General features: G+C 43.3%; 1 protein-coding gene. It reads right to left on the bottom strand.

The window, feature by feature from the left end; all coding sequences use genetic code 11:
• A partial coding sequence (locus HC176_RS17125) for an efflux RND transporter permease subunit (protein ID WP_167920213.1) occupies positions 1-402 on the bottom strand: 402 nt, incomplete at both ends.

Consider the following 402-nt stretch of genomic DNA (forward strand, 5'->3'; position numbering starts at 1 on the left):
TTGCGAAGATCATTCCGCGATCTTCATCGGGAACAAAACCTGTAGGAGTGGTTGAAGACGCCCAGAAAATGGAAGCAATGGCAGCAACAATAATAGCTCCCGTGATCCATTTATGACGGTAAAGAAAGGAGACAGACCTAATGTACCTGGCAGTAGTAGCTTCAAAAGCTATATTGAAAGTGGAGAAGAACCGCTTTAAAAATCCTTTTCGTTTTCCCTCTTTTTCGTGATGAGGTTTGAGGAAAAGTGCACATAATGCCGGACTCAGGGTCAAAGCGTTTACCGCCGAAATGGCAATCGCTACCATTAAGGTCACCCCAAATTGTTCGTAAAAAACACCTGTGGGACCTGTAATAAAAGTCACAGGAATAAATACCGCTCCCATAACAAGAGTGATGGATA

It is taken from the genome of Tamlana crocina (genome assembly GCF_012037625.1).